The sequence below is a fragment of the Haladaptatus litoreus genome (assembly GCF_900156425.1).
Classification (GTDB): Archaea; Halobacteriota; Halobacteria; order Halobacteriales; family Haladaptataceae; genus Haladaptatus; species Haladaptatus litoreus.
Window position 1 is genome coordinate 61,207 of sequence record NZ_FTNO01000004.1, and the last position, 19,296, is coordinate 80,502.

At 43.8% G+C, this 19,296-nt stretch carries 14 protein-coding genes and 2 pseudogenes; 7 read left to right on the plus strand and 9 right to left on the minus strand.

Going from position 1 to position 19,296, the window contains the following annotated elements:
• Both BW974_RS16670 and BW974_RS16675 read right to left on the minus strand, forming a co-directional pair.
• Nucleotides 1–276 (minus strand): hypothetical protein, encoded by a 276-nt coding sequence (locus BW974_RS16670; protein ID WP_139328913.1) that lies wholly within the window; start codon nt 274–276, stop codon nt 1–3.
• 418 nt (nt 277–694) lie between these two features.
• A complete protein-coding gene (locus BW974_RS16675) occupies nt 695–2,080 on the minus strand; it encodes an outer membrane protein assembly factor BamB family protein (protein ID WP_084186347.1) in 1,386 nt (461 codons plus the stop codon).
• 310 nt (nt 2,081–2,390) lie between these two features.
• Here BW974_RS16675 and BW974_RS16680 point away from each other — a divergent pair, with 310 nt between their 5' ends.
• The gene (locus BW974_RS16680; protein ID WP_076431387.1) at nt 2,391–4,736 is read left to right on the plus strand and encodes a hypothetical protein; all 2,346 of its coding nucleotides are present in this window, start codon (nt 2,391–2,393) and stop codon (nt 4,734–4,736) included.
• Between the two features lie 48 nt (nt 4,737–4,784).
• On the opposite strand, the pseudogene BW974_RS16685 reads toward BW974_RS16680, so the two are convergent.
• Nucleotides 4,785–5,048, minus strand: a pseudogene (locus BW974_RS16685) (IS200/IS605 family transposon protein TnpB); the annotation flags it as partial.
• Nucleotides 5,049–5,260: 212 nt separating this feature from the next.
• Here BW974_RS16685 and BW974_RS16690 point away from each other — a divergent pair.
• Nucleotides 5,261–5,407 (plus strand): DUF1328 family protein, encoded by a 147-nt coding sequence (locus tag BW974_RS16690; protein WP_076431618.1) that lies wholly within the window; start codon nt 5,261–5,263, stop codon nt 5,405–5,407.
• Between the two features lie 436 nt (nt 5,408–5,843).
• Here BW974_RS16690 and BW974_RS27225 read toward each other — a convergent pair.
• A pseudogene (locus BW974_RS27225) lies at nt 5,844–5,996 on the minus strand (NAD-dependent epimerase/dehydratase family protein); the annotation flags it as partial.
• Between the two features lie 14 nt (nt 5,997–6,010).
• Nucleotides 6,011–7,072 carry a glycosyltransferase family 4 protein gene (locus tag BW974_RS16695; protein ID WP_076431388.1) on the minus strand — a complete coding sequence of 354 codons (1,062 nt, stop codon included), beginning with the start codon at nt 7,070–7,072 and terminating at the stop codon, nt 6,011–6,013.
• A gap of 359 nt (nt 7,073–7,431) precedes the next feature.
• Between BW974_RS16695 and BW974_RS24820 the strand changes: the two genes are divergently transcribed.
• Nucleotides 7,432–8,280, plus strand: a complete 849-nt coding sequence (locus BW974_RS24820; protein WP_076431619.1) for a sulfatase-like hydrolase/transferase — start codon at nt 7,432–7,434, stop codon at nt 8,278–8,280.
• 40 nt (nt 8,281–8,320) lie between these two features.
• On the opposite strand, the gene csaB is transcribed toward BW974_RS24820, so the two are convergent.
• On the minus strand, nt 8,321–9,535 hold the full coding sequence (gene csaB / locus BW974_RS16705; protein WP_076431389.1) for a polysaccharide pyruvyl transferase CsaB: 1,215 nt from the start codon (nt 9,533–9,535) through the stop codon (nt 8,321–8,323).
• A gap of 57 nt (nt 9,536–9,592) precedes the next feature.
• Here csaB and BW974_RS16710 point away from each other — a divergent pair, with 57 nt between their 5' ends.
• Complete coding sequence (locus tag BW974_RS16710; RefSeq protein WP_076431390.1) at nt 9,593–11,104, plus strand: flippase; 1,512 nt, start codon at nt 9,593–9,595, stop codon at nt 11,102–11,104.
• A 305-nt stretch (nt 11,105–11,409) separates the two neighbouring features.
• Here BW974_RS16710 and BW974_RS16715 read toward each other — a convergent pair whose 3' ends face one another.
• On the minus strand, nt 11,410–12,759 hold the full coding sequence (locus tag BW974_RS16715) for a sulfatase-like hydrolase/transferase (RefSeq protein ID WP_076431391.1): 1,350 nt from the start codon (nt 12,757–12,759) through the stop codon (nt 11,410–11,412).
• 231 nt (nt 12,760–12,990) lie between these two features.
• Between BW974_RS16715 and BW974_RS16720 the strand changes: the two genes are divergently transcribed.
• Nucleotides 12,991–14,031, plus strand: a complete 1,041-nt coding sequence (locus BW974_RS16720; RefSeq protein WP_076431392.1) for a glycosyltransferase family 4 protein — start codon at nt 12,991–12,993, stop codon at nt 14,029–14,031.
• Between the two features lie 43 nt (nt 14,032–14,074).
• Here the strand turns inward: BW974_RS16720 and BW974_RS16725 are convergent, their stop codons facing one another.
• Together BW974_RS16725 and BW974_RS16730 are read right to left on the minus strand one after the other, a co-directional pair.
• Nucleotides 14,075–15,508, minus strand: coding sequence for a sulfatase (locus tag BW974_RS16725; protein ID WP_076431393.1), 1,434 nt, complete (start codon nt 15,506–15,508; stop codon nt 14,075–14,077).
• Nucleotides 15,509–15,721: 213 nt separating this feature from the next.
• On the minus strand, nt 15,722–16,645 hold the full coding sequence (locus BW974_RS16730) for an NAD-dependent epimerase/dehydratase family protein (protein ID WP_076431394.1): 924 nt from the start codon (nt 16,643–16,645) through the stop codon (nt 15,722–15,724).
• 394 nt (nt 16,646–17,039) lie between these two features.
• On the opposite strand from BW974_RS16730, the gene BW974_RS16735 reads away from it, so the two are divergent.
• Nucleotides 17,040–18,137, plus strand: coding sequence for a glycosyltransferase family 4 protein (locus BW974_RS16735; protein WP_076431395.1), 1,098 nt, complete (start codon nt 17,040–17,042; stop codon nt 18,135–18,137).
• Nucleotides 18,130–19,257 carry a glycosyltransferase gene (locus BW974_RS16740; protein ID WP_076431396.1) on the plus strand — a complete coding sequence of 376 codons (1,128 nt, stop codon included), beginning with the start codon at nt 18,130–18,132 and terminating at the stop codon, nt 19,255–19,257. Before BW974_RS16735 ends, BW974_RS16740 begins: the two co-directional genes overlap by 8 nt.
• The last annotated feature ends 39 nt before the right edge of the window (nt 19,258–19,296 follow it).

Below are 19,296 nucleotides of genomic sequence, written 5' to 3' on the forward strand. Positions count from 1 at the left end.
TTATTCTCCATTCATTGTTCTTTCCGCAAAACCTGCAGCTAACTTGCTGGTCTTTCCAAGGTGCTGTGCGATAACTGTCTTCTTTTCTTTCTCGGAAATGCTGTTCAACAGCGTCTCCGATGACTGAACGCTTCGTTGAGGTTTTTGATTGCTCTTGTTCTGCCCTATTTGCCGAACAACTTTGCGTGCAACCATAGACATGGCAGCGCGTTCAACGATTGCTGCAACATCAGGTGCGAAAACGGGTATTTGCCGTTGTGTTTTTGTATTTATCATTGGGGACTCACTCATTTCGTACACTTTGTATCGAGTTTCCCTGCCTCGATTTGAAGCTAACTAAGCTAACATGGGGTTAATATAAAGGTATGATCTCATTAATACCAAACATAGATAGAAATGTCCCATTAATTTAAAAATAAGCTTATACCCATTGAATTCAATGATTCATGGTTTTCATGGAAAACCACTACGAGACTGACATTCGTCTTCTAAGTCACCTATCGACATCTATTTGTTTTAAGCTAACAGTTAGATAGAAGTACTAGGGGCGTAGCACTCCTTTCGGCACATCGGGTTCGCAAACGTAAGTTCCAAACTAGTGTAATCGGACGTGGGAAACCCCGTGCTTTAGGGCGGGGTGGATGTCTCCCCGTGTTGAAGTATATTGAAGGGTATCTCACGCTTGTTAGGGGAGCTACAGACGGTAAGTTGAGTCTGGCGGTGTAGCGCATGAGTCGAGGACAAAGAAGTTTGAATAGTAAATATATCGATACGCAAGTACCGACCCGGATGGATACGTAGCAGTGTACAGCTTTCCGTCTGCCACGATAGGAGTTCCAGCAGCAGGTGGATTTTCGGGCGACGTTTCGAGATCACTACTATCAAGCAAGTACGCCCATTTTTGCTCGCCCGTTAGCAGGTCGACCGCATAAATAACGGCGCGACCATCCCAGCGGTTCGAATCTGGCACCGATCGACCACCAATATAGACTGTCTCATTTGCTATTGTTGGATCGCTGAAGTAAGTTCCATTTACCTGTGTTGTCCATACCTGCGCACCTGTCTGTGCATTGAGTGCCTTTATGATTGCTTCCTCGTCATTTGAACTGAGTAACAATACACGCCCATTTGCAATTGCGAGTCGGCCATCCCATTCATTACTAGTGTTGGACTCATAACTCCACTGAGTCGTCCCATCCTCTACTGACCGGGCTTTCACATATACACGGTCATCGTCCCCAACAATGCGTTCAGTTCGGATGTAGTAGACTATGCCATCATCGACCACATGATTTCCAAGTGTCACTTGGCCAGTAGCTACACGCCACTTTATCGACCCATCTTCGGCATTCAGCGCTGTTCCGTCGCTGAAAAAGATAGTATCTGTATTGTAGCTCAAGGCACCACCAACGCCATCTACAATCCCACCGACATCGTCTGCTTTCCAAATGGTTTCTCCTGTTGTGCGGTCAAGTGCATATGCACCGGTTTCATTCGAGCTGTACACTCGATGTTGTGTAACGATCGGAGTGGCCCATTCCTGAATAGCGGTTCGAGTCCATTCTGTTTTGCCAGTTTTGATGTCCAAGGCATACAAACCACCTACGTCAGTATCTGGTGTCGATGGGACTTTCGTGGCAAAATAGATCATTTCGCCATTGACGACAGGTGTCCGCGGTGCAGGAAGGTCGGTTCGTTTCCATTGTTGATCACCGGTTTCGATATCGTATGCCCCGACAAAGCCACTGCTTTTAGAAGGATCGTTGGCTGTTGAGACGGCAAGAAAGACTGTTTGACCAACGACGATTGGTTCCGTTTTGTACATGCTGCCGCCCAAATCCATCTTCCAATCTGTTGTAGCATACGGAGTTGGGCCATCACTGTTGATTGCGGCTGTTCGGCCGGGAGTTGCTCGAAAACCTGCCCAATTGCAGGTTGGTTCCCAGTCATGATTGCTTGTCTGGGCTTGGTGAGCACTACTAGCATTGTCAAAGCTTGCCACAGTCATTCCCATGCCGATAGTTTTCAGAAATGTTCGACGGGTATTTCGAATACTCGGTCTGCGTGATTTCTCACTCATTTCTCATGCTTAAAATCACTTCTAGTAACCATAGTTATTCTCTCGTTACGAATAAAATACTAACTTCAGGAACTGTATAACAATGTTTATTCAGTAGTTACCATATGGTATGGATCAAAGAGAAACAACTGAAATCGCGGCGAAGACTGCTGACACAGTAGCAATTTCACAGAATATCCGTCGTTTGGTTCGCCATAACGGAAGATCACTATCGAACCTCTCTCGAAACACGGTTAATCAAAAAGCGGTGGTCACAGATATTGGTAGAGGGAAAATAAATATAATAAATTTACTAAACGGAGGGGTTTGAATGCCGACATTCAATATCGTTGATCAAGGGGCGAGCAACACTGGAGGCTCTGCCATTGATCCTATTCTTACTCCTCTCATTGGAGCCGAGACGACGATCGTGTTTCCACCGGGTACATACAAACTGAACGAACTTGTCGTTCCATCGGGAGTTGGTGATTTTGAACTCATAGCACCAGATGGTGCACGTCTTGTTCCTGGGCAATCTGGAGACAATGTTCGGTGGATCGACGTATATTCGAACGGATTCACGTTAGACGGATTCGAACTCGATATGCGAGGAATAACGCTTCCGCCATTCATACGAATGAATAGCGATGCTGGAAATTGGGAACTTCGACGTCTCATTACTCGTGGGAGAGTTCGGGCAGCAACAGACACTAATGTCGGATCGAATAACTCGGGTGAGGCACGAACCTACTTCCGGTTGTCAGCAGCCGCAGGCACACGAGGTCTCCTCCAAGACTGCTACTTTCATGCAGGTTCCTGTGCGCCAACTGAAGCAAGCAATCGCCGAGCGATACTAATTGAATCGGCGAAGGGTGCACTCACATTCAATCGGTGTTGGTTCCATCAGTGGGGTGAAAACACGATTTACGCAAAGAAGCCGGAAGGGAAATTCAAAATATTGAATTGTTACTTCCGTAACTCGCAAAACGGTCTGCGACTTGGTGGCAACACAGAAGTTCGTAACTGCGTCTCAATTAAAGATAACCAACATCCAGTGTCGGCGTGGTCAGGTGGCTCACTCCAACGGGGAGTAAGCGTTGAAGCTGTCAATCCATCGAATTCATCAGCGGGTATTAACAGCTATGATGGAACACTCACCATTGCTGATTGTGACTTCTACCATCGCTATTTAGATAGCAGCTGTGGCGGAGCCATTACAGCATCCGTCCCATGCCAGCGCATCGAAGTTCAACGAGTCCGGATCAGTTACGAATCTAGAAAGAATCACGATGCAATCTATACGTATGATGGATGGATGGGCGACGGTACGCCGGCTAATCTTGAGTATCTCCAGCTTGAGGATGTTCACGTCACCAACGATCATAATTCGGAGTATGCGATTTTCATTGGTCAGGAGCCGGACACTTGGGGAAGTGTTTCTGGTGTCTTAGGTGGCAGTGGTGCGCAAACCAATTCATCCTACATTAGCGAACGAATGACTCTTAACGGTAGTCCAAAATCACCGAGAAGAGCTCCACCACTTCGAAGTCCTCCACCAGTCGGTGAAATCCCGATGCAACCGTCACAACTTGTCCGTATCGATAACACGGGCTATAGCTCACCCACGTCATATCAGATTACAGCTGGTGAGGCTGTTCTTCCTGCAGGGAATGATGGCGCATCGATAACGATGGACTGGGGGCCAAACGGACAGCCAAGCCGGCTATCGGATTCAACACAAGCCACTGGAACTGTGCCTGCTGGGAAAGTATATGCATTCTATGTCACTGGTGGTATTGAAGCGACTGAAGCAGACGGGCCAGCAACCTGGATCGTCGATGGAGACGTTTACGACCCGGACGCTAGCAGTATTTTCTCGACGAATACTATCTCGACCAATCAGGCAACCCGTGGGCAGTGGCAACAAGCTGAATCAGATGACCAAACGGGCGTTACCATTGCAAAACCACTTTCGCATAATGGTGGCCAGCCTGTGCACGTTCGTTTACGAAACGATGCCAACGCTGGCTTTGAATATATGCTTGAAGAATGGGCGTATCTTGACGGCTCTCATACTACAGAGACGTTCCACATTCTTCATTCACTCAGTATGGAGCCAAGTGAGCGTGAATTCAATCTTAGTGATGGAACACGCTATCGGGTAAAAGCTGGTGAAGCATCTGTAACTGATGAATTCAGTACTGTTTCAATGGGGAACTTTTTCGAGACAGAAAGACCGGTGATCCTAGCGCAATCTCAGACGTACAACGGACCTGATCCAATCGTTACCCGAGTAACGAACGTCTCAAATACTTCATTCCGAGTGCGAGTTCAAGAAGAGGAAGCAAATGGTTCACACACTACCGAGACCGTTGGCTATATCGGACTCCAACAAGCGACAGGGCAGATCAATACCCAATCATTCGAGGTACGGCGAACCGATCAAACAGTGACCGATCAGTGGACTCAAATTGATTTCCAGCAAGAATACGAAACACCTCGCTTTGTAGCTGGTTTACAAACCTTCAACGGCCTTGATCCGGCAAACTTGCGCTACCGAAATCTGTCTGGAACCGGTGTTGAAGTTAGAGTTGAAGAAGAACAAAGTGCTGACACTGAAACAGCACATACTACAGAAGCGGTTGGCTATGTTGTTTTCGAGGGAGCAACAACTTGACATCCTCCCCGCGCTGAAGCGCGAGGATTCCTCACGTTGGGGGTTCGGCTACCGACCCACGGAGGCAACTTTCGGGTTTGTGCGCACTTCTTTGGGACTTTCGTGAGGGTGTGGTTTCCCCGACCAGTCGTGATCGTCCCACTCGAATCGCACGGGCCGTGCCATCGGCCTGATTTCGCAATCGCTGTTTTCTTGAAGGAACGTCTCTGACGCCGTGAGGTCGGCGTGCCCCTCGAAACCGCACGGACACGTCAGCGTATCCTCATGGCGAACCGTCGCGTCGTGGTCGCCACACTCGGGACACGTTGGACCTATGAGTGCAACTGAGTTTGTGAATGATCCTTCGGTCGTAGCGCTCCACCGGTTACAGACTTACAAGGAAACACCGACCGGACAACTGTTACGCTCTCGGTGGTCTAACCGTTAGTTTCTCACGTATTCAACGATTCGATAATACTGAGGTCATCTGATATATTTTGGCCACTGTAATTTTATATATTGAAACTATTTAGTACAGTATGGCATTGCTAGAATTGGCAGTTGCGTTCTTCGTCCTTGCAATCATCGCCGGATTATTCGGCCAACGGGGAGTCGCTGGATTGTCAATGCGTGCAGCGAAATGGCTGGTGATTGCATTCCTTGTGCTCGCGGTTCTTTCGCTAGTACTGTGAACTACCCCACCCTACGCGCTTCGCGCGTTGAGGATGGGGCTTCCTGCTTCAATGACGTAAAAGAGTTCACTATCTAACTGAACTATCCTCTCTGTTGTCAGCGACGCACTTGATGAGTCGGGTACAGCAAAGTAGTCGCATTTGAATACTCCACATTGTTGTGTGTTGAATACTCTTATGACTACGCGTGTGTGAGGGTTAGTGAACAGAAGCTGACCACCCAAGGGAACAAATACAACATCCTCTTCATGGGTCTTCTATACTGGAAGCCACGGATTGTGTCATTAGGGAGCGCTACTCTTGGTGAAAAAGGTCGTGTAATCCAAGCTATTACCGATGATCCAATTTATTTGTCACCTGAATTTCAGGCACTAATGCCCCGTCCTCAAGGAGCAACACAGGTCGGAGGCCGAGTAGCGCAGTAGGGTGGGGTAGTTCACTGATACTGTTTGCAAACGGATTTCAATCCTTCACGGAGTGCTATTTTCGGCTCCCAACCAGTCTCTGCATGTATTTTGGAGTAATTCGCCATCGTATCATGGACATACACCGAATCCGGAATTGGGTTTTCGATGTATTCGGGCTCGATACTAAATATTGAAATTATATGATTTCTTGATATTTCCTTATGTGTGTGTTAGCTACCGTTGGAATATCAAATTCTGAAACACGTGCCTCAGCATTTTTAGCATATTTTTCTCTTGTATCAATATTACTAATTTGATTGATAGCCGAACTCAATTCTTGAGAAGATCGAGGGTCGTCAATTAGAATACCGCTATCCCCAATGGCTTCTGGTATTCCTCCATTATTTGATCCAATAACAGGAGTGCCACTTGCTTGAGCTTCGATATAGACAATACCAAATCCTTCAACATCATATCCATTTTTCAGAGGAGTAAGGATAAAAACGTCAGATTCACTTAGACTTCTTTTTTTCTCCTCTTCACTGACCCACCCTAAAACGTCAATATATGGGAGGTCTTTGGTCATCTTCTCTATTGTTGTGCGATTAGGGCCGTCTCCAATAATCGTTAATGTACAATCCAATCCTCGTTCGCGCTCAGTTTGTACCGACCTCACTACTGTTTCCAAGTTTTTACGGTCGACCATACGAGCAATTGAGATTAACGATAGTGAGTCGTCAGGTGTTGATTCGATTTTGTTCGCATAAGAACTAACATCGATAGAGGGTGGTGCTTTATATACATCTTGTTGAGAGGAGAGCTCTGAAAGATCTATGGTGAACTCACTTACAGAATGCACTAAAGAAGTATATTCATAGGCTTTGTTTGCAAGTGGCCTATTTTCCAATTCTAATGCGTGGATCGATGTTACCGTCGGTATATCCAATTCTGCTGCAGCAACTAATGTTGGGAGATTTTTTATATGAAGGCAATGAACGATATCTGGTTCAAACTCCTCTATTTTTATCATACTTCTTTTATATTCCTTTGTGAAAAATAAACTATCTCGACTGAGCAAGCTATAGATCAATTCGGGTTTTGGGATCCGTACATCTGCCCAACTCCGATTACTCGGATCCAATTGTAGTATATCAACTTCATGGCCTTGCTCTCGAAGGCCTGTTTCAATATTAGTTACGACTGTTTGGATGCCACCCGGTGGTGGTGGATAATCCGGTGTTGCTAATAAGATGCGCATAAAAGATATGCGAATCTCATCTCTAAAGTAGATTGTGGATTGAAGAGATGACCCAATGTATTGAACACTTGACCAATTATGATCTTCATATTCTGACCACTATGCATTTTGGGTCTACAAATTTCTTACATGGCAGTACCAAGCGGCTATCTTTATTATGAAGACAATCCTGGCATAAAGCGTCATTAATTCATGGACAAGCTTAAAAATAAGCCGTGACTATTCCAAGTTAGGAGTTTAGATATTGGATGTATACTATCAGTCAGATACTCTCCGGAATAGAAAGCCCTAAGAAAATCGCTAAAGAGCTTAGGAAGCAATCCGGCACGTTACAGAATAGGGTCCTTGGATGTGAGGTAATGTCTGAAGACTGGGACAATTTGATAATTCTAGATGCTTGTCGGTACGATCTCTTTAAAAGCGTTTCAAATTTAGAAGGAGATCTACAATCAAAACGCTCGAAAGGATCTGCTACACAGGAATTCGTTCGTAACAATTTCACAGGGAATGAGTTCTATGATACCTGTTATATAAATTCAAATCCCTATGTCAGCATTCATGCCTCGAAATCATTTTACAAGTTAGTTAATGTGTGGAAGAATGGATGGAATGATGATATTGGTACAGTTCTTCCTCAAACAATGGTTGACTTTGCCCTTGAAGAATACCAGAAAAATAAGGATAAAAGACTAGTAGTTCACTTTATGCAACCTCATCATCCATTTTTAGGCCCGACCGCAGAGGACAAATTCTCTGCGTTTAATGGGAATGTGGGATCCAGAAAGAGTGCGCTGGGTGAATCAGCCAACTCAACTGAATCTCTGCACGTTTGGGAAGCTCTTCAAAACAATAGTATTTCTATTGAAACAGTTTCTAAAGCATATAGAGAAAGCTTAGAAGAGGTATTACCACACGTAAGGAAATTAGCAGACGAAATTGAGGGGAAAACGGTAGTCACCTCAGATCATGGAAACCTATTAGGAGAAAAACCTCACCGGATAAATTTCCCAGAAAAGCCACGATACGGACATCCAGACTTTTCAACTGCTCAGCCATTGGTAAAGGTTCCCTGGTTAGAAATGCCATTTAAGACAAGAAGAAAAATCAAAAGGGATCGACCAGAACACGCCTCTGTCTCAAATCAGGGTGGATCGGATGATAATAATAGTGTTAACCAAAGGCTTGAAGCATTAGGATATAAAGAGTGATGTACTGATGAAAAATCTTTAGATATTATGCATTATGTTTTTAGAATCTTGTTCTCTTTAATTCTAAAATCCCCAAAGCGGTTGTTGTTACTAGAAACTCTATTCCAGCAGCAATTTTTCCAGTAGTTTCGATGTCTTGGTGTTTAATGTCGACAAGTGATTGTTGTACTCCCTCTTGGAAAAGTTTCACAGACATCTTTACATATTCTTGTAATACTTGCTCATTTTCAATTATATTATCGTAGGCAATTGATAAATCATCGTAGTTTAGCCCAGCATCAGTGGTGAGATACATATTGTGTTTATAACCAAGACGCTTCAATACAGATTCCACCTTTGGTTTATACGATATCCCAAGAACGGATTTATTCGCAGTAGCTGCCATAATCACACTATGCAAGCGCATTCCAATTACAAAATCCATACTATCGATCATACCCATGATTACCTTCGGATCATGTATTTTATCTATTGTGTGTGCATCAGATTCCATCATTGAATTGACTTGTTCCGATACTTCACGATCTGTTACTTCCTCACTACCACCTTCCCCAAACGGAATAAAAATGATCTCATAATCGGATGAGAGAGCGTCTAAAAATGAAGCAAGTTCTTCTTTGTCACCATCTTCTAATTCGTAATCTCGCAATGAGACTCCAAGACGCTTAGTCTGATTAGAATCAACTAAATCATCTATGATTTGATGGCCTCTCTTGTCTTTCGATAAGGAAAATACTGGATCTGCAGAGATCTTAATGGTAGATTCAATACCTGCATCTTGTAAAACTTCTTTTGAATACTCATCCCTGGTAGTTATATTATTAGAACGCCCCACTACCGATTTAATTTGTCTTTTCACTACGCGGCTTTTAATAGGGCCCGCGCCGATCGAAAATATTACCGTTGGAGTATTCAACATCTGAGCCAAAAAAGCAGTTTGTAGATATCGAGGGACGGTCAAAAAGGAGTGGTTATCTTGGAACAACCCTCCTCCTCCAATAATGACAGCATCTGCCTCTTTAACCGCGAATATCATTGATTTCCAGTTGATATTGAAAATTTCTCTTCCAATATTTGGCCGCCAGATCGTAGTCACACCATATTTTTCAGCGGTTTCTTCAGGACTATATGTGAGAGTAGTAATCTCACAATCATCGTAGTTCTTTTTTAAAATATTAATTATAGATTGAAGAATTGCTTCGTCTCCTGTGTTTCCAGCTCCATAGAACCCAGTTATTACAAATTTTTTGCCCATTCGTATGTGCTATGAAAACGCAGAAGTTAATAAGACTCCCGGTAGATGAGTGATTAGATGACTAAGTCTAAGCGAAACACTCTTATTGAGTCTGCTGGTTTCGTAATTATCTCAAAGCTTGTATTGTTGGGATCTGGTTTTATTGTTACTCCACTACTTACCCGAACCTTGGGTCAGTCTGCTTTTGGCGTCTTCACTTTTGTTGTCGCAGTATTTGGGATAATTCGTTTAATGAGCATGGTGGGTTTTTTTGATTCATTGCGAAAGCATATAGCAGAAACCGATGATATAGACACAATAAGTGACTATTTCTCAATCGGCCTTATTTTCACAACAATTAGCGGCGTAGTTGTGTCAGCAATTGGAATAATTGTTATGTTGTACACAGGCGCGGATATTGGGGCACCTGCTACCAGTATAGCGTTTATTATCATATTTGGTGTCATATCCGGGAATGCATATCAAATATCGAGATCACTATTTCATGGGATTCAGCAAGAACAGATATCGACTAAAATTGAGATCGTGCGGAATACATTGTATCTTATTTTTACGGTCATAGGAGCTATTGTTGGGGGCAGTACAGGGGCATTAGTGGGATTTACTTTTTCATTCTTTATTGCTTCTTTGTATGGAATGTCACTTTCTCATAAACGCGGGGGGATCTCTTCGGTTAACATTAAATTCAACAAACAGCACATTGACAAGCTTTTAAGATATGGTTCTCTCCAAGCTGTGGGTGGTATCGCAGCTATGCTTCTATACAAAACTGACATTATATTAATGGGTACTTTTACAAATTCCGAGTCAGTTGCTATTTATAAATCTGCCCTTCTTTCTGCCGAGTTAGTATGGGTAATCCCGTCTGCAATACAAATGGTTTTGTTACAAAATGTTTCATTTAACTATTCGTCTAATAATATAAGAAAAATAAATAATTCTTTAACAAAATCTATTAGATATGTTTCAATTTTTGTCTTCCTTACTGGAATGGGGATATTTTATCTTAGTAGTGATTTCCTACACCTCTATTTTGGTCCAAACTACGTGTCTGCTTCAATGCCAATGAGAATACTATTATTGGGAACAATTTTGTTGGGAATAACAAGAGTAATCTCACCTGCACTCCAGGCTACAGGATGGATTAAACACTCTCAGATTGGTTCCGTGCTTGCACTGACTGTTAATATAGTCCTTAATGTTCTTCTGATACCAGAGTATGGTGCAACAGGAGCTGCAATCGGGACTTCAATCTCTTACTTAGTTATATTCGCATCGAATACAACAATATTTTACTTTACAGACATGAAGCTCACTGATCGTAAATTAGTACCCAAACTTATTATAGCATTCTCATTGTTCTCGCTGTTACTTGGTGGGCTCAACTCGGTTATTCAGCTTTCCCCTTTCTACAAGATATTAGTTATTTCATCAAGCGGATTTCTTCTGTTCATATCGATTTTAATACCATTAGGGTTAATAGAGCAATCCGAACTTGAATCCGCATATAATACTGCTACGACATATATAACTAATGCCGTTGAGTCATCTGATCTTGTTACTAGATAATAGGAACTATCTTTTGTAAACTCTTAGAAAGCTAAGTGAATCGATGTTACGTAGAATATTTCTGCAAGACGAATAATACACTCTAGATCAGAGAGTAGTCAGAAACTTCGATACTGGATGTAGCATGTTAGGCTACTCAACCAAACTATCGGACAAAGTGCAGCAGACTGATCAAAGATAAAGTAAAAAAATTAATGGTTGTATCAACTGGTCTGTTTTGAAAGTCGATAAACTGTAGAATCCATGAGTACTTCAGTAATGTTAAAGCATCGTGAATAGCTATGCTCTGTTCAAATTTCCCTAAATCACGTATAGCCAAGTGCTTCTAATTGGTCTTTTACCATCTCACTCGCATTTGTACCTTTTTTTGAATCCCATGAATCGGGAATGCTTTTTTCTAATTCCCTTATCTCCTCTGGATTTATTGGCACAAAGGTATCTCCTGGTAAATCGGGGTCAATAGTTGCGGTTAGAGTTGTATCATTTTCAGCAGATCGGATCAATTTTTGCCTGTCCGAATAAACAGCTTTTCTTTCAGCCCCATAACGTACTCCTTCGCAAAGAACAGCCCTATTTTGTGGGATTTTTTCACTCCAATTTCGCCCCGGTATGTCCTTTGGATACGACGACAAAACATCTGCTAAAATAGTATGTGGGATATCCCGAAGACTTGGCCATCCACCATGTGGAAGCAATCGAGAGGTATTCGTTCCAAGTGGAACTCGTGCAACCATATCAAATGGTGTTCCACCATGTCCAACTCCATAATTCGGTTGTGAACCCGCAAAATCAAGATCAATTTCACAGTGTTCCCAAAATGCTTCTCCATGGTCACCGGTGAGAACAACAGTGGTATTCGGGAACGTAGAGAGAATTTCTCGAATTTGATCACTCACGTAATCGAGTGCGGCTTGTGAGAGACGAAGTCTCTGAGTACGGAATTCCTGGAAGTCTTCCTCACGTTCACCTGTACCATCATACCCCCCAAAGCCTTGGATATCCTCTATATCCATGTTTATGTCCCTCTCATCAATATATCTCGTCGGTGGTTGGACAGGAATATGAAGATCACCCAGATGTAAATATGAAAATGTTTCCCTTCGCCCTGTTCTCCATTTCTTGTAATCCGATAGTACTTGTTCTGCACTGGCATCCCCATAGACTCGATGAGATTGATACCATCCTTGTAGTGCAAGGAATGGCATCATGAAGGCACATCCAGCATATGTTTCATAACCTGCAGCTTCTAAATATTGAGGGAGAATAGGTGTAGTTTCAGTTTGTTCTGGAACTGCTAAGTGCCTTTTCTCTTCATTCATAGTGTGAGCTACTGATCCATGTTCATGTGGATAGAGACCCGTTTGCAAGCTTGTTACAGAAGGGAAGGTCCATGTAGCCGGAGAAATAGCGCTGGTAAATTCAAGAGGGAGGTCAGGGATATGATCTGGTCGCAGTGCGTCAATAACAATACACAGAATATGATCTGGAGCGGTAGAAGAGCGTCCGAATGTTTTGTCTGGATGCTGATGAGATTTGGTGGCTTGATAGCCTTGATATCGATAATAAAAGGGTTCAGCGAGACTCCGTAGTCGAGATGAACGCTTAAGCCTTTGTTTTACTGCCCCACGACCCGAATCAATTTGGTTTCTAAGCATTGTATAATCGTTCTGTGTAACCCAGGAATATAATTGTTTAGCGATGAATATCCAATATTCAAGTAATATTATAGATATTGTACATGGTTCTTCATATCAGTCGTTATTAAAATCTTTTATTATTGCATTCAATTAAGAATTTTATTAAAAGTATATATATACTTCAAGATTGGTTATATTATGATCGGGCTCAATCAGGAAGATAATAAGGAATAAGTTTCTACCCTCTGTATGGATCTGCTCGTAATAACACGTGAATTCCCTCCACACGTATTAGGTGGTATATCATATCATCTTTCATACCTTTATGAAGAAGTGAATGAATTGGGCCACGACATTACGGTGATCACCGGGAAATGTCCAGAGAGTGAGAAAGTCTCCTTTGATTTGGTTCCAGATAATACTAATATTCACACGGTGCCTTTCGGAAGCCGCCAAGGATATCATATTCGGTTCTCAGTGGCTCTATGGCGTTTTTTAACTGAATTTGACACCTCTGCTTACGACGCCGCTTTGCTACATACTCCAATCCCATTCTCGCTACAAATACCGACCATTACTAAATACCACGATAGTGAACGCGAGGAAAGGAAATATCGTCCTCCTCGAGATCTTAGCAATAAGATACTTGATGAATTAGTTGATCCAACTCGGCGATGGAATGATCAACGATCACTTACTGTATCAGATCAAGCAATTTTCGTAAGTCATCTTTGCCGTAGATCGTGGGAGAATCACTACAATGTACCTTGTGAAACTAATGTTATACATAACGGAGTAGATCTAAGTATTTTCTATCCACGAGAAGAGAGAAATCACCAGCATGAATATATCCTCTTTGTCGGAAGTGAAGAACGAAAAGGTATCTCGAGAGTACTTGAATATGCTAAAAATGCCCCACATGAAGTTTGGATTGTTGGGCCATCGCAAATCAACCAACCAAATGTAAAGGCATTGGGACGAGTCTCCCCGGAGGAGTTAGCGCAATTGTATAATGACGCAGTCATTACTATCCATCCTGCTCATTTTGAGGCATTTGGAAATATAATTCTAGAATCACTAGCATGTGGAACCCCAGTCGTAGCTACTGATGACTGTGGTGCATCCGAGATTATTGATCAAAACTGTGGTGTCGTAACCGACAACCTTCATCAGGGAGTGTGTGAAGCAGAAAATTTAGATTCTAAAGCGTGTCTCGAAACAGCAAGAAAATATACGTGGGAAAATGTGGCTAAAAGAACTACGGAAGTCATTTCACAAGTAGTAGAATAAGTAATAAACGTGATGCAGACTGGATTTCTGGCTGTTTAATACGTTATCGATAACCGAGATCTTCGAGGAGTTCCTCAGTATCTGCACTTAATTCTCCATTCAATTGGGGTAATTCCTTTTGGAGATTTATTTGTTCAATAGCCTCCGCAAGCTGTGGTGATGGTTCCTCCTCAAGTGGATGTTGCTCTCGCCGGTCGAATTCCGGAGCATACACCCTTGCCGCATCAATATTGATAGCTCCGTTTTCTATTCGATGTGTTATTATCTTTTGTTCGTTATTTCGGACTGCGATTGTTTGACTTTCTCCAGAGATCACGTCTGACCGTATGATTTCTCCTGATTCTTCATTGAAATGAGACTCTCGATCTGACGATAGCGGCATCTCTACCTGTTCTATACCAAGTAATTCTGCAATCAGCTCATGAAGCCAACCAAGTGAGAACAGATGGTTCAGACGCTGTGGATCATCTTGTGGTGACTTTGCTAGAAGTGGAACATGTAATAGTTCGTCATACATATAATGGCGATCACTCTCAAATTCGAACTTGTCTCTTCCTGCGGCATGCCCGTAAATACCGCGGTCATAGAGAGCTTCGCCGTGATCACTTGTCAAAATAATAACTGTATTCTCCCACTTGTTGTTCGCTTTCAAAAATTCAATTAGTTGACCAATTTGGTGGTCGATATATCTTAAAGTGCTATCATACATATCCCGATAGTGAGGTTCATACTCATTTACGAGTCGATTCGCATCCCATACAAATTGGCGGATTGTGGAATCTGAAGAGAGGAGACCCCCCTCGCGAGCTCGCTCAGGATGAATAGGGGCATGAAGGTCCATTAAGTGAGTCCAAGCAAAAAAAGGTTGATCTGTTGAGTCTATGGTAGCTATGAGTTCTCCAATAACATCTTCTGCTGCAATAGTTGGCCACTGTCCCGAAAGTTGATTTAATCGATACGCTACGACGGGTGCAGTATGAGATAAGGGGATATCATAGTCTTTGAGACGACGCATTGTTGATCTAATCGATGAGATAATCTTGGCTTTCGAACTGGGTGAATCTCCTGCTGCTCTATCAGCGGTAAATTTTTCGCCTAATCTGTTAATACGAAGATTTTCGAATGAATTGAATCCGCGATCAAAATTTCGATACTGTGATAGATGGGGATTGGATATTCGAGCCAGTGTATCGTATTCGTGAGATTGGAGCCATGTCGCGAGCGTAGGTGCGTCGTTCGGAATGGCTTTCCATGAGGTCTGTTCGTAGTAGGCAGTGTCTCTCGATAGTCGACCAGATAGGATTCCGGGGAACGATTCAGCTGTCCATGGACCCGTGGCATAGGCATTATCGAAGATTGTCGCGGTATTCGCAAGCCGGTCAATATTTGGTGTTGTTGGCCGGTCGTATCCATTAAATCCGCAACTGTCGTAACGTAGACAATCTATAGTGAGTAAGAGCAGGTTTGGTCGTTTCATTGTTAGCAGTGGCTTTCAAGCCTACTAAAAATTATCTATGGCATTTCGAAAGTACATTACTGCTGGAATGAATTTGGAAGTTGTCTATTAGTGATTAATTTCTCATTATTTTATACATTTTACAACTTTGGGTTAAATAAGAATGTTAGGAAAAATTGGAATATTAAAACTTGTGCGTTGTATGTTCTCTAAAACACACTTTCCACCTAAATATTATTTATACTGATCGCAAACTAATTTAAGGCCATCGGATAATTCTGTATTTGGTTCCCAACCGGTTTCTGCGTGTATTTGTGAATAGTCTGCCATCGTATCGTGGACATATACCGAATCCGGAATCGGATTCTCAATATATTCCGGTTCGATGTCGGTCCCGAGCTCATCGTTTAGCAGTTCGACGAGTTCGTTGAAAGATATCTGCTCCCCGGTACCGAGGTTATAGACGCCTGTTAACTGGTTTTCTGCTGCGAGGACGAGCCCGCGAACGATGTCGTCAACGTGGGTGAAATCACGTGTTTGTGTGCCGTCTCCGAACAGAACGGGTGCTTCACCCTTCGCCATATCATCGGCAAATTGGGCGATGACATTAGCGTACTCTTTTTTGTGTTCTTCTGCCCCACCATAGCCTTGATAGACCGAGAAGAACCGCATCCCAGCCATGCTCATATCATAGTGGTTGGCGAAATACTCTGCGTACTTTTCTCGCGCGAGTTTCGACGCTTCATACCCCGTGTTAACCGTCACGTCCATCGAAACTGGAGATGGCTCCGTTCGGTCCCCATAGATGGAGGAAGTGGATGCGTACACGACTGTATCACAACCATCGTTGCGTGCCTGTTCAACGGCATTAACGAAGCCTTCGACGTTTACTCGGGCACCTTTCGTCGGATTCTCCTCGTGCATTTTGTATGATGAGAGTGCAGCGAGGTGGAAGACGACATCAACGTCGGTTGGAAGATCCTTATCGAGCACGCTTTTTTTGTGGAATTCGACGGCATTGTCAAGATTCTCGGGCGTGCCGAGATACCCATCATCGACGACAATGACGTCATTTTCCGCAGCAAGGTGGTTTGCAAGATTTGAACCAATGAAACCTGCGCCGCCGGTTACGAGGATTCGTTTGTTGGTTAGCTGCATTTGGATTACTCTATTTTCACCTACTGCTAGAGGAGGTTTATATTCATCGCTTGAAATCCGAATTATCGTTGGTTGTCACCAATAATTAAAACGTCTGCGGGATATATAATATAATAGATAATCGAGCGTTCGGGATCCGTGATTCAAATATATTAAAATATGTATTCAGATAGCTCTCAAATAGTGTGATGTAGCGATAGGACAATGAGAACGTTGGAACAAGGATTTCGATGAAATTATTAGGCTGATTCAGCGAGTGATTGAGGATGGAAGAGAATGAACTCACAGTAGATATACGCTCAGGGATTCAACATAACGAGTGGATCGTTGGGACAAACCTTTGTAAACATTTTATCAATCACATATAAACGTATAACCACAAACAACAAAACCAATGACCAAGATCGGAATCAATGCGAGAGTGTTGACAAAACCAAATCCAACTGGCGTTAGTCGTTATACACAGAAACTACTTGAAGCTCTTGCTGAGCGAGAGGATGATTTCGAGTACATTCTTTTTGGCACTCAATCTGTTCCTGAGCCATTTAAAGGATTTCAGACAATTACTAATGCAGGTGTTGTAAGTCCCGTTCACAGCGGTTATCGTGCCCATATTTGGGAACAAACGACACTTCCGCGAGCTATCAACCGCTACGATCTTGACGTGTTCCATACACCGGCGGGCCAGCCACCAATAGCTGCACGAACATCACTCGTCACGACGATTCACGACATCTCACCAGTTAGCCATCCGGAATGGTTTTCACGAGGATACGCTGCCCTCTACCGGTTTCTTACACCGCTTGCCGTGCGAGTGTCGGAGCGGCTACTCACCGTTTCTGAATTCGCCCGTGATGAGATCGTTGAGTGTTTTCCCCATGCTGCAGGCAAGACGCTCGTGACATACAACGGTGTCACGCCTCCAATTAAGCCAGGAGAAACAATAGATGGCCTTACAGAGGATCAATTTGTCCTCTCTGTCGGGGCGACGAATCCTCGCAAAAACTTGAAGACGCTGATACAAGCTTATCAATGCTATCGAGAGAATGTAAGCAACCCCGCCGACCTCGTCCTTGCCGGACCAGATCGGGATGTGTTTGCATCGAATGACCTTCCCGACATTTCTGGCGTCCGCGCGCTTGGGTTCGTCTCAGACGAGAAATTGGCGTGGCTATATCGCAATGCTGCAGCGTTAGCATATCCATCGCTTTACGAGGGATTCGGGTTGCCGATTATCGAAGCAATGCACGTTGAAACACCAGTCATTACGTCGAATCAGGGCGCGATGGCGGAAGTGGCCGGGAACGCTGCACTGTTAACTGATCCGAATGATCCTGATAGGATTGCAGAGTGCATTGAGCGAGCCATCAATGACGAATCGGTCTCCCAAAAACTCGCTCGACAAGGGAGTTCTCGGGCCGCCGAATTCACATGGGACCGCACAGCACGTGAGACGGTTGAAGCATATCGGGAGGTGATCGATAATGTCTGACGGTTCACCGAAGGTGTTACAGGTAAGCAAATTTTACTATCCGGACGTTGGTGGTGTTGAACGCGTCGTCCAGCAACTTGCAGAAGGATTAAACTCATTGTACGACATGCGCGTACTGGCATCGGCAACGGAGGGAATCGGAGAACAGACAATAGTCAATGGTGTTCCTGTAAGCCGAACTAGCAGCTTTGGAACAGTGTTATCCGTGTCGGCGTCGCCGACGTTCCCCGCTCAGCTCGCTTGGCTGCAGAGGGATGCTGATATTATACACTATCATCTGCCAAATCCCCTCTGTGTAGGATCACATTTTATCACTCCGAAAACGGACGCAAAAATAGTCGTAACGTATCACAGTGACATCATTCGTCAGAAGTCTGCGTTAAAGTTCTATCGTCCGTTCTTACGTCGATTCCTCGATAAGGCGGATCGAATCATGGTAACCTCACCGAACCTCCTCCAGTCTTCCGAACATCTCGCGCCGTACGAACATAAATGCACCGTGGTACCGCTATCGATTAATCTCGATGACTATTCAGACCCAACTGGAGAGCCGCCCGAATTGCCAGTTGATCCGGATCGTCCTACTCTGTTGTTCGTTGGACGTCTGATCTACTACAAAGGAGTTGAATATTTAGTCGATGCGATGACCCAGATCGACGCCACCCTCCTGATCGCTGGAGATGGTGAACTACGAGAATCGCTTCAAGAGAGAGCTGCTGCGTGTGGCGTCGATAATAAGGTTCACTTCCTGGGATACGTTCCGGACAAACATCTCCCACATTGTTATGAAGCAGCAGATCTGTTTGTTCTTCCGTCTGTAGAGCCAAGCGAAGCATTCGGCATCGTCCAGTTGGAGGCGATGGCGTATGGCACTCCCATTATAAATACGAACCTCAGGACGGGGGTTCCCTGGGTAAGCAAAGACAGGGAGACAGGACGAACAACGGTACCACGTGATTCGGACGCACTGGCTAATGAAATCAACGAAGTATTAGATAATAAGGAACTGTTACATGAATACGGCGAGAATGCGTATCAGCGTGTTCAACAACGATTCAACGAAGAGACGATGCTCGATCAGGTGAATCAACTTTATCGAGAGGTTTTAGCCGAACGGTAGCACCAGCGACTATCGGTTTTGACAATCATTGGGCTGATA